Below are 10,972 nucleotides of genomic sequence, written 5' to 3'. Positions count from 1 at the left end.
AAGGGCGGCGGCGAGCGTGGCCGCGGCGAACAGCTTGACCTGCATAGGATCTCCCACGTGGCTTGTGTTTTTGCTGGGTGACGGGATGCGGGCGCGGCCCGGAAGCGGACAGGGCCGGCGCGGCTGGCGTCTGCAACGCCCGCGCATAAAGCCAATTGGCGATATTCATTCGGCTAGGCCCGCTTGGCTTCGAGTACGGATGCGTAGTTGGCCACTGCCGCGCCGCCCATGTTGAATACCAGGCCCAGCGTGGGCTGTTCGATCTGCAGGTCGCCGGCGCGCCCCGTCAGCTGGCGGAACGAGATGGCATGCATGGATACCCCGGTGGCGCCCACCGGATGGCCCTTGGCCTTCAGCCCGCCCGACAGGTTAACGGGCAGCTTGCCGCCGCGCATGACGGTGCCGTCGTCCAGCACGCGATGCCCCTGGCCCGCCGGGGCCAGCCCCATGGCTTCGTAGATCAGCAGTTCGGCGATGGTGAAGCAGTCGTGCACCTCGGCGAAGTCCAGGTCGGCGACCTGGACGCCGGCGCGCTCGAACGCATCGCCCACGGCCTTGCGCGGGCCTTCGAAGGCCAGGAAGTCGCGCGACGACATGGGTAGCAGATCGCTGACGTGGGCCATGCCGCGCAAGGCGACTTCGCGCGGGAAATCCTTGGCGCGTTCGGCGCTGACCAGCACGATGGCGGCCGCGCCATCGGTGACCAGCGAACAATCGGTCAGGCGCAGCGGCGGCGCGATCAGCGGATTGCGTTCCGACACGGTATTGCAGGCGTCGAAATCCAGCGGCCGCTGCATCTGCGCCAACGGGTTGCGCATGGCGTTGCCATGGTTCTTGGCGGCGATGGCCGCCATGGCGGGCAGCGGGTCTTGATAACGGCGCGTGTATTCCTGCGCGGCCACGGCGAACACCTGCGGAAAGCTCAGCGCCGCTTCCTGGGCGTCGTTCTGGTAGCCGGCGCCGGCCAGGGCCCGTGTGACGTCGGCGGTGCTGTTGTGGGTCATTTTCTCGGCGCCCACCACCAGCACGACGCTGGCCTGCCCTGCCTGGATGGCGGCCACGCCCGCGGCGATCGCCGCCGCGCCGGACGCGCAGGCGTTTTCGCAGCGCGTGGCCGGCGTGAAGCGCAAGTCGGGCGACGCCTGGTGGATCAGCGACGACGCGAAACCATCGCCGACCATGCCGGAATTGAAGTGCCCCAGGAACACCGCGTCGACCTCGCGGGCGGGCACGCCCGCGTCGTCCAGCGCCTCGCGCGCGGCGGACACGATCAGGTCTTCCAGGGTCAGGGCGTCCAGCCGGCCGAATTTGGTGTGGCCGCTGCCCACCAGCGAAACAGTGTGCTTTTGCATGTGCTCCTCCAGAATGGTTCTTTTGTCATATGATGGTCACTCCCCATACGTACGTCTATCAGTGCACACACGTACATATATACGTAGTTCCACGCATATGACTGAAACGCACCTGGAAGAACTGGCGTTCCGCGAATCGCCTTCGCCGATGATCATGACCGAGCAGCGCCGCATACTGCGATGCAATAAGGCTTTTGCGTCGTTGTTCGGCTATTCGGTCGAAGCCCTGACGGGCGAACTGATCCTGAAGCTGTATCCGTGCAGCGCCGACTACTACGAAATCGGCGAACGCTGCCTCAATGCGCTGCGCCACAACACCACGTATGAAGACGAGCGCTTCATGCAGCACAGCAGCAAGGAAATCTTCTGGGCCCGCGCGCGCGGCGTCACGCTGACGCCGCAAGACCCTTTCAGCCTGATGATATGGACGTTCGACCGCATCCAGCACCGCTTGAGCAAGACGGCCTCACTGACCCCGCGCGAACAGGAAATCGCCGGGTTCATCGTCAATGGCCTCACCTGCAAGGAAACCGCGGCCGAGCTGGGTATCTCGCACCGCACCGTCGAGGTTCACCGCGGGCGGCTGATGCGCAAGCTGAACGCCAAGAACACCGCCGAACTGGTGTCCCGGATCATCCAGGTGACGGACGGCGATTAGGAACCCGGCGGTCCGTCGTGGCGCTTTTGAAGGCGTCGAGGCTTAGGTCCACGAAGCTGCGCACTTTGGGGTCCATGTAGCGGCTGGATGCGAATACGGCGTGGACCGGAGCCGGAGCTTCGGCCCAGCCGGACAGCACGCGGATCAGCGAGCCGTCCCTCACGTGCGATTCCGCCATGAATCGAGGCAACTGCGCGATGCCAAGCCCCGCCAGCGCCAGGTTTTTCGCGGCGATCGTGCTATTGACCGCACAGCGCGGCGATGCCGCTACCTTTTCGGTTTTCGCGCCGTTCACCAGGGCCCAACTGGAACGGCCCCGCGTTGCCTTCATGATCAGGTCGTGATGCTTAAGGTCGCTAGTGGCGACAAGCGCCGGCCCGCGCCGCAGGTAATCGGGAGCAGCATACAAGCCGTAGGCCACCTCGCCCAGCCGGCGCGCCGATAGCCCGGAATCCTCGAGCGTGCCGACCCGGACCGCAACGTCGAACCCTTCATGGATGATGTCTACCAGGCGGTTCGTGTATTCCGCCTCCACCGTTACCTTTGGCGCCCGCCGCAGGAACGCGGCAATCCATTCGTCCACGACCATGGTTCCAAACTCAGAGCCGGCTGTGATCTTGAGCAGCCCTTTGGGTTCCCTGGACTGTTGCGCCACCGCTGCCTCGGCCGCTTCGGCGGCGGTCAGGATGCAAACGGCGCGCTCGAAGTAATCTCGCCCGACCTCGGTGACGCTAAGCCGGCGTGTCGACCGTGCCAGGAGACGCGCGCCCAGCTTTTCTTCCATGCGCCGGACGATGCGGCTGACACGCGCCTTGTCGGTGCCAAGCCTCTCCGCGGCCGCGGTGAAAGAGCCATCGGTCACGACGGCCGCAAAGACTCTCATCTCTGGCAAATCAATTGATGTATTCATGGACAACAGTATGTGTTTTTTAGCCCTATTTATCAATGCAACGGCTAAATCTACAGTGTGCTTCATACGCCCGCGCCACATCCGATGGATGCGGCGCGGTTTGAAATCTGTCGGCGGATTCCCGCCATTCTCTCTGCATGGATAGGCACGAATGACACAGACAATCGGAATCATCGGCTCCGGCCTGGTGGGCAAAGCCGTGGCGCACCTGGCCGTCGCCGCGGGATACCAGGTAGTGGTCAGCAACTCTCGCGGCCCGGCATCGCTTGCGGCCCTGGTCGAGGAACTTGGGCCGCTGGCGCGCGCCGGGTCGGTCGAAGACGCGATCGCGGCCGGGGATATCGTCTCGCTCGCCATTCCCCTGCCAGCGTTCGGGACATTGCCGGCCGGCAAATTCACCGGGAAAGTGGTTCTCGATCAAACCAACTACTACCCAGGCATGGGCGATTTTCGCCGGGCCGACCTCGACACGGGCGAACTGACGTCCAGCGAATTGGTGCAGCGGCACCTGCCTGGCGCGAAAGTAATCAAGGGCTTGCACAACCTGGGGTGGATTCATATGCGGCACAACGCCCGGCCCCCGGGCAACGCCGAGCGTACGACCCTGCCAATCGCCGGTGACGACACCGGCGCGAAAGAAACGGTGGCACGCTTCATCGCCGCGGTGGGCTACGACACTGTCGACGCTGGCACGCTGGCCGACAGCTGGCGCATCGAACCCAATACTCCCATCTACTTCTGGCCTTACGCCCCAGCCATTCCGCAGCACCTGCCCGAGGATGAGGCCAAGAAACTTTTCCAGCGTGCCGGCAAGCCCATTTCCCCAGAGGCTGCGCGGAAACTGGTGGAGGGGGCCACCCGTCCTGCGCCGATCGGCGGAACGCTGGAAGGAATGCCGCCCATCCATGTGGCGTTGTTCCTTGAACTGGCCAGCGCCGACACGGTTCAACGCTAAAACGCCGCGGGGTTCTCCACGGCATGAATGGACAACTGGAAACTCAATGAAGATAGGAATCCTGAATACCGGCAACATAGGCAGCCGGCTGGCCCGGGCCTGGGCCGCCGCCAATCATCAGTTGGTGCTCGCCAAGGACGGCGAAGATCGCAAGGTCGCCCCGCTGCTTGCCGAGCTGGGCGACCGCGCCAGGCCGGGCACCATCAGGCAGGCCGCGGATTTCGGCACCGCGGTGCTGTTCTCGGTGTATTGGCCGCGCGTCGATACCGTGATCCAGGCAGTGGGCGACGCGCTCGACGGCAAGATTGTCATCGAAACCATGAACCCGCTGGGCGTAACGGGCGAGTTCGTGCACTTTCATGATCACGCCTTCATGCGCGACAACTCCACCGCTGAATACCTGCAGGAACGGCTTCCTGGCGCTCGGGTGGTGAAGGCATTCAACCTGCTGGCTGCGCCGGTTCTGGAGACCGGGGCCTGGGCAGCTTCGCCATCCCGGCCCAGTGTTCTCTACGCGACGGACGACCAGGATGCAGGGCACACCGTGCGCAGCCTGATCGAAGCGGCGGGCTTCACGCCCGTCAACGCGGGCCCACTGAAGGCCGCCCGCCAACTGGAACAACTCGGCGTGCTAATGCACCAGATCGCTGAACATGAGTACCGCGGCGACGCCGACTTGGTCCGCCTGGGCATTTCGATTGTCGAAGCAAACCCGGGCCCCATCCTGCGCGAACGGGTCGTGTGATGTTCGCGAAGCCCCCTCCGTCAAGTGGGCCCGATTTCGCATCATTAAAGGAACACTCCATGCCGCAGTCGCTTGTAGGAAAAACCGCCCTGGTCACCGGAGGCTCGCGGGGCATCGGCCGCTCGATAGCCGAACACCTTGCGAAAGCAGGCGCGACGGTCGCCCTGACCTATAACGCCAGCAAGGCCGGCGCTGACGAAGCGGTTGCCGGGATCGAGGCATCCGGCGGCAGCGCCTTCGCGCTGCACGCCGATCTTGCCGCCGCCGAGACTATCCCGGCATTGTTCGATCAGCTCGATGGCGAGCTCATCGAACGGACCGGCGGCAAGGCGCTCGACATTCTCGTCAACAACGCGGGAAACGCCGGTTGGGGCGGCTTCGCGGATGCCACCCCGGACAGCTGGAATACGATGTTCGCGGTGCACGCCCGCGCGCCGTTCTTCGTCGTTCAGTCCGCCCTCGGCCGCCTTTCCGATGGCGGGCGGATCATCAATATTTCTTCCGGCCTCGCCACCCGGCCTTTACCCGCGGTTCCCATTTATTCCATGGCCAAGGCCGCCATCAACAATCTGACTCATGCGCTGGCAATGGAATTGGGGCCGCGCGGCATCACGGTGAATGCCGTCGCGCCGGGTTGGACACGCACGGACATGAATGCCGCCGTCCGCGATAACGCCGAGATGGTAAAGGCCATCGAAGCCGATACCGCCCTGGGCCGCTTCGGGGACACCTCGGACATTGCCGCAGTGGTGGCATTCCTGGCGTCGGACGAAGGCCGCTGGGTCACTGCCCAGGTAATCGAGGCCAGCGGCGGGTACAAACTCTGAATCCGCAAGCGCACGCCGCGCGCAGCAAAAAGGCCTGGGAGCGACCCCAGGCCTTTCTGCTTCGAGCGCGCTGCGCGCGCCCGGAGGCGGCGCTTACTTGCCGACTTGGTCGCCGATGATGCCGCCCAGCGCGGCACCGCCCACGGTGCCCAGAATGCCGCCATTACTGATGACGGCACCGGCCACGCCGCCGACGGCTGCGCCGCCCACCGTGCTTTTCTGGCGACGGCTCATGCTGTCCCATGACGAGCATCCCGCGACAGACGCAGCCAACAGAACAGCCATGCAAATTTTCGAGAACGATCCGATTTTCATCATGATGAGACTCCTTTTCTTGTGCCCGGGACAGCGCGCTGGAATCAGACTAGGCCACACAATCAGGCACTACTGCGTCCCTCACAAACTTTTGAACCTCCAGAATCGCAAAAAGCGCCTCGATGTGCTGTTAGGGATGCCCATAAATTGTATCCAGGGGTAGGGTCTTCCCCAGGACACGCAGGCAGATGTTGCCCGTACGGCCTTTTATTTCACTAAACGTAACACGTCGCGAAAACGCGGATGGTCGCAGCTTTCCATCCATTCGAACAAGGCCATTTCGGCCGTGACCACGGTTGCGCCCGAAGCGCGGATGCGCCGCATGCCGGCATGCTGGTCGGCGGCGCGGCGCGACCCTACTGCATCAGACACCAGCACGGCGCGGTAGTTCAGTTCCAGCAGGCCCACAATGGTTTGCAGGACGCAGACATGGGCTTCCCAGCCCACAACCAGCACGGTGTGCCGAGCGGGCGGCAGCCAGGCCTGGAAGCCGGGTTCGCGCGCGGCCGAGAAATGCCGTTTCTGGAACACCGCTTGCACCGACGCGCGTAGCGGTTCGATGGTGGCGCCCAACGCATCACTGGCGTGTTCGGTGGCCACCACCGGCACATCGAGCAGGCGCGCACCTTGCGCCAGCTTGGCGGCGATATCCGCCGTTTCGGTGCCGTGGGCAATGGCCGGCTGCAGCCGTTCCTGCATATCCACAATCAACAGCGTCGAATCGGCGGCTTGCAGCAGCATGATGAGCCTCGCAATGTTTGACTTCGATCGGAAGATACAAGGTGCCGGACACCGCTGCGCGTCGCGACAGTCGCAGTTGGGACGGTGTCTGGCACCCTGACGGGAGCCAGACACCTAACACCTGACAATACCCGCCCGGGACGAAAACGGTACGGCCAGGTCGGGGACGCCGCGAACTGGAAAGCGCATAGCGCTTCGGGGGCGGGCCTACTTCAACGCCTTGTAGCGCAAGCGGCGCGGCTTCGCGCCCTCTTCGCCCAGGCGGCGCTTCTTGTCGGCTTCGTACTCTTGGTAGTTGCCATCGAAGAACACCACTTGCGAATCGCCTTCGAAGGCCAGGATATGCGTGGCAATGCGGTCCAGGAACCAGCGGTCGTGGCTGATCACCATGACGCAGCCCGGGAATTCCAGCAGGCCGTCTTCCAGCGCGCGCAGGGTTTCCACGTCCAGGTCGTTGGACGGCTCGTCCAGCAGCAGCACGTTGCCGCCCGCGATCAGCGTCTTGGCCAGGTGCAGCCGGCCGCGTTCGCCGCCCGACAGTTGGCCCACGATCTTGTTCTGGTCGGCGCCCTTGAAGTTGAAGCGGCCCAGGTAGGCGCGCGACGACATCTCGAACTTGCCCACGGTGAGCAGGTCGGCGCCGTCGGACACGGCGTCGAACACGGTTTTGTTGTCTTGCAGCGAATCGCGCGACTGGTCGACGAAGGCCAGGTTCACGGTCTGGCCCAGCGTGATGCTGCCCGAGTCGGGTTGTTCGCGGCCCGCCAGCATGCGGAACAGCGTGGATTTGCCGGCGCCGTTGGCGCCGATGATGCCCACGATGGCGCCCGGCGGCACCTTGAAGCTGAGGTCGTCGATGAGCAGGCGGTCGCCGTAGGCCTTGCTGACGTTGTTGAATTCGATGACTTCATTGCCCAGGCGCTCGCCCACGGGGATGAAGATTTCCTGGGTTTCATTGCGCTTCTGGTATTCGTGGGACGACAGTTCTTCGAAGCGCGACAGGCGGGCCTTGGCCTTGGCCTGACGGCCCTTGGGATTCTGGCGCACCCATTCCAGTTCTTTCTTGATGGTTTTCTGGCGCGCGGATTCGGCGGCTTCTTCCTGCTTCAGGCGCGCGTCTTTTTGTTCGAGCCACGAACTGTAATTGCCCTTCCAGGGAATGCCATGGCCGCGGTCCAGCTCAAGGATCCATTCGGCGGCGTTGTCCAGGAAGTAGCGGTCGTGGGTAACACCCACCACCGTGCCCGGGAATTTGTGCAGGAACTGTTCCAGCCATTCGACGCTTTCGGCGTCCAGGTGGTTGGTGGGTTCGTCCAGCAGCAGCATGTCGGGCTTGGACAGCAGCAGGCGGCACAGCGCCACGCGGCGCTTTTCACCCCCCGACAGATTACCCACCGTGGCGTCCCAGGGCGGCAGGCGCAACGCGTCGGCGGCGATTTCCATCTGGTGCTCGATGTCGTCGGCGCCGCTGGAAGCGGCGGCCGCGATCACGGCTTCGAGTTCGGCCTGCTCGGCGGCCAGCGCGTCGAAGTCGGCGTCGGGTTCGGCATACGCCGCATAGACTTCGTCCAGGCGCTTCTTGGCCTGCACCACCGCGCCCAGGCCCTCTTCAACCGCCTGGCGCACCGTGTGCTCGGGATTCAACTGCGGTTCCTGAGGCAGGTAGCCGATGTTCAGGCCCGGCATGGGCACGGCTTCGCCTTCGATTTCCTTGTCGACGCCGGCCATGATCTTGAGCAGCGTCGATTTGCCCGAGCCGTTCAGGCCCAGCACGCCGATCTTGGCTCCGGGGAAAAACGAAAGGGAAATATCGCGCAGGATCTGCCGCTTGGGCGGCACGATCTTGCCGACGCGATTCATGGTGTAGACGTATTGGGCCATGGGCTGGTATGCAGTAAGACGGATCGGAAAGAAGCCATGATTGTAGGCCGGAACCGGTCAGGCGGGCCGCGGCGCGCGGCGCGGACGCCACTGGGCCAGGCTGACGCCGGCCAGGGCCATGCAGCCGCCCGCCACATGGTAGGCATGCGGCACTTCGCCCAGGGCGGCCGCGGCAATGACGACCGTGCCCACCGGCATCAGGTTCAGGAAGATGCTGGCGCGGTTGGGGCCCAGGTGGCGCACGCCCTGCATCCACAAATAAGGCGCGAACAGCGACGGGAAAATGCCCGCGTACAGCACCAGCGGGATATTGGCGGCGGTCAGGGGCGAAGCAGGCGCCAGCAGGAACGACGGCAGCTGCAGCAAAATGCCGAACAGGATCTGCACATACAGCGACTGCCACACGCCGATAGGCAGCGACCAGCGGCGCAGCAGCACGCCGTACAACGCATAGGACAGCGCGGCCAGGCCCATCAGCGCATCGCCGGTGTTGCCGCCCACCGATAGCAGGCGCAGCGGATCGCCCTCGCCCAGCAGCACGCCCAGGCCGAACAGCGACAGGGCGCCGCCCAGCAGCGCGGTAAGCGCGGGGCGGTCACGCAGCATCAGGCAACTGAGCGCCACCGTCAGCAAGGGCACCATGGCGGTGATGATGCCCATGTGCGTGGCGGTAGTGGTGGCGGCCGCCACGTAGGTCAGCCCCTGGTACAGCGCCGTGCCCAGCGCCCCCAGCACGGCCAGCTTGCCCAGGTGCGGCGCGATGGCGCGCCGGTGGCGCAGCGCCAGCGGCAGCACGAAGGGCGTCAGCAGCAGCGCGGCCAGCACCCAGCGGTAGAACCCGATGGCGGCGGGCTGGATGACACTGGCCGCCATCTTGGTGACCACCATGTTCAAGGACCAGATCAGCGCCGCCGTCAACGGGAACAGCATGTGGCGCAGGGACGGCGCGGGTACGGCAGCAGGCATCGGGAACAACCGGCGGAAAGCAAAGCCGCGATATTAGCGCCCCGCCGCCGCCACGCCGGCCGCGCCCGGGAAAGATGCGCGGAAACGCGCGACAATGGCGGCATTTGCTTAGCCGTGCACGGCCCGGGCCGCGCCTTACCAGGAAATTCCATGTCTGCTTCCGCCACTCCCCCGGCTTCGCTGACGCATTTCAGTTCGCAGGAACTCGACATGCTGGCCAAGACCGCCGACGCCCTCAGCGCCTATCTGGGCAAGCCCGTGCTGGCCGAGGTCGTGCTGGGCGAAGAAGGTACTGAATGGGTCACGTTCGGCGTGCCGGCCGCCGAAGGCGCGCCCGCCGACGACCAGCCCCACGTGCAGATGGGCGGCCCGCAGGCCCGCCTGCTGGGCAATCGCGGCGGGCTGGACCCGGCCGACGACGACACCTACGACTGCCTGTACTTGTGGGCCGTGCAGATCACCCTGGCCGAGGGCGAGCGCTTCGTCAAGCTGGACCAGGCGGGCGAAGAAGCGGCCTGGTCGGACGACCTGGCCGACGTGCTGCCGTTCGCGCTGGGCGACGAGCCCCTGCCGGACGACGAAGAAGACGAAGACGACGAGGACGACGAGGACGGCCAGGACCACCCCTAGCCGCCCGGACACGGGCGCTGAACGCCGCCGGGGCGTCCGCTATTGCGATTCCCCCTCTTTACGGATCCGCCGGATTCCCCTATGCTTGCAACGAATTTTTAGTAATAAGAATCGTTTGCAACTAAACCTGCGATCGCGGCGGCATTCCGGATCCAGGCGCGGTTCCATACCGAGGAGTCGGCTTGGACGCCACACAATTCACCGTGCACAAGGAAGTGGAAACTTGGTACAGCAGCCATCATGGCTGGCTGCAAGGGTGGCTGCGCCGTTCCCTGGGCAACCCGGCCGACGCCGCCGACCTGAGCCACGACCTGTTCGCCCGCCTGCTGGCCCGCCGCGAGCCGGTGCGTGCTGCCGAGCCCCGTGCATTCCTGTCCACCATGGCGCACCGCATGGTCATCGACCATTGGCGCCGCCGGGAACTGGAAAAGGCCTGGCTGGATACGCTGGCCGCCCTGCCCGAGCCGCAGGTGCCGTCGGTGGAAAGCCAGCAGATCATCCTGGAGACCTTGGCTGCGGTCGACGAAGTGCTTGACACTTTCAAGCCCGTGGTGCGCGAAGCCTTTCTGCTGAACCAGCTGGAAGGACTCAGTTGTCCGCAGATCGCCACCCGCCTGGATGTATCGCTGAGCACGGTGGAGCGCCATGTGTCCAAAGTGCTGCGCGCCTGCTATGCGCTGCAGTTCGAATAGCATGCACACCGGGTCCAGCGGCGCCGGCGCCGCCTCCACGAACAGCGCCTCCGCCTTGAACGGCGGCCCGGGCCGGGACAAGTTGCCCGGACACGTCATCGATACCGCCATCTCCTGGTCGATCAAGCTTGAAAGGCCCGACGCGTCGGCACAGGCGCGCCAGGCCTTTGCCAGCTGGCTGCACGCCAGCCCGCAGCACGGCCTGGCATGGCAGCGCATCATGGCCTTGCGCATCGAAGGCCTTGGCGGTGGCAGGGTCTTGCAGGACGAGGTTGATGTCCCGGTTCATGCGCTGGACGA

Annotated in this window: 13 protein-coding genes; 7 read left to right on the top strand and 6 right to left on the bottom strand. The window is 64.9% G+C overall.

Annotated features, from left to right (window positions below):
* Positions 1-173: 173 nt before the first annotated feature.
* Entirely contained in the window at positions 174-1,352 is a 1,179-nt protein-coding gene (locus tag LPZ50_RS15440; protein WP_230662353.1) for an acetyl-CoA acetyltransferase, read from the bottom strand.
* Between the two features lie 97 nt (positions 1,353-1,449).
* On the opposite strand from LPZ50_RS15440, the gene LPZ50_RS15435 reads away from it, so the two are divergent.
* Positions 1,450-2,010 (top strand): LuxR family transcriptional regulator, encoded by a 561-nt coding sequence (locus LPZ50_RS15435; protein ID WP_230662352.1) that lies wholly within the window; start codon positions 1,450-1,452, stop codon positions 2,008-2,010.
* Here the strand turns inward: LPZ50_RS15435 and LPZ50_RS15430 are convergent.
* Positions 1,985-2,986, bottom strand: coding sequence for a LysR family transcriptional regulator (locus LPZ50_RS15430; RefSeq protein ID WP_230662351.1), 1,002 nt, complete (start codon positions 2,984-2,986; stop codon positions 1,985-1,987). The two genes, LPZ50_RS15435 and LPZ50_RS15430, sit on opposite strands and share 26 nt — an antisense overlap.
* A gap of 85 nt (positions 2,987-3,071) precedes the next feature.
* On the opposite strand from LPZ50_RS15430, the gene LPZ50_RS15425 reads away from it, so the two are divergent.
* Genes LPZ50_RS15425 through LPZ50_RS15415 form a run of 3 tightly spaced genes read left to right on the top strand, consistent with a single transcriptional unit; the run spans position 3,072 to position 5,447 of the window.
* Positions 3,072-3,875 (top strand): NADPH-dependent F420 reductase, encoded by an 804-nt coding sequence (locus LPZ50_RS15425; protein ID WP_268903424.1) that lies wholly within the window; start codon positions 3,072-3,074, stop codon positions 3,873-3,875.
* Between the two features lie 46 nt (positions 3,876-3,921).
* Positions 3,922-4,620: an NADPH-dependent F420 reductase gene (locus LPZ50_RS15420; protein ID WP_230662349.1), complete on the top strand. Its 699-nt coding sequence runs from the start codon at positions 3,922-3,924 to the stop codon at positions 4,618-4,620.
* A gap of 59 nt (positions 4,621-4,679) precedes the next feature.
* Positions 4,680-5,447 (top strand): SDR family NAD(P)-dependent oxidoreductase, encoded by a 768-nt coding sequence (locus tag LPZ50_RS15415; RefSeq protein ID WP_230662348.1) that lies wholly within the window; start codon positions 4,680-4,682, stop codon positions 5,445-5,447.
* A gap of 93 nt (positions 5,448-5,540) precedes the next feature.
* On the opposite strand, the gene LPZ50_RS15410 is transcribed toward LPZ50_RS15415, so the two are convergent.
* From LPZ50_RS15410 to LPZ50_RS15395, 4 genes are all read right to left on the bottom strand, one after another.
* Positions 5,541-5,762 (bottom strand): glycine zipper 2TM domain-containing protein, encoded by a 222-nt coding sequence (locus LPZ50_RS15410; RefSeq protein WP_230662354.1) that lies wholly within the window; start codon positions 5,760-5,762, stop codon positions 5,541-5,543.
* Positions 5,763-5,969: 207 nt separating this feature from the next.
* Positions 5,970-6,503, bottom strand: coding sequence for an isochorismatase family protein (locus LPZ50_RS15405; protein WP_230662347.1), 534 nt, complete (start codon positions 6,501-6,503; stop codon positions 5,970-5,972).
* A 207-nt stretch (positions 6,504-6,710) separates the two neighbouring features.
* On the bottom strand, positions 6,711-8,384 hold the full coding sequence (ettA, locus tag LPZ50_RS15400; RefSeq protein ID WP_230662346.1) for an energy-dependent translational throttle protein EttA: 1,674 nt from the start codon (positions 8,382-8,384) through the stop codon (positions 6,711-6,713).
* 57 nt (positions 8,385-8,441) lie between these two features.
* On the bottom strand, positions 8,442-9,350 hold the full coding sequence (locus tag LPZ50_RS15395; RefSeq protein WP_230662345.1) for a DMT family transporter: 909 nt from the start codon (positions 9,348-9,350) through the stop codon (positions 8,442-8,444).
* 150 nt (positions 9,351-9,500) lie between these two features.
* Here LPZ50_RS15395 and LPZ50_RS15390 point away from each other — a divergent pair, with 150 nt between their 5' ends.
* From LPZ50_RS15390 to LPZ50_RS15380, 3 genes are all read left to right on the top strand, one after another.
* Complete coding sequence (locus LPZ50_RS15390; RefSeq protein ID WP_230662344.1) at positions 9,501-9,980, top strand: hypothetical protein; 480 nt, start codon at positions 9,501-9,503, stop codon at positions 9,978-9,980.
* 182 nt (positions 9,981-10,162) lie between these two features.
* Positions 10,163-10,672 carry a sigma-70 family RNA polymerase sigma factor gene (locus LPZ50_RS15385; RefSeq protein WP_230662343.1) on the top strand — a complete coding sequence of 170 codons (510 nt, stop codon included), beginning with the start codon at positions 10,163-10,165 and terminating at the stop codon, positions 10,670-10,672.
* 1 nt (position 10,673) lies between these two features.
* Positions 10,674-10,972 (top strand): FecR/PupR family sigma factor regulator (locus LPZ50_RS15380; RefSeq protein WP_230662342.1); only part of this gene is annotated, 299 nt, incomplete at its 3' end.

Source organism: Bordetella petrii (assembly GCF_020991325.1).
In the GTDB taxonomy this organism is placed as follows: Bacteria; Pseudomonadota; Gammaproteobacteria; order Burkholderiales; family Burkholderiaceae_B; genus Bordetella_A; species Bordetella_A petrii_E.
This window is presented reverse-complemented; position numbering and strand designations above follow the sequence as displayed.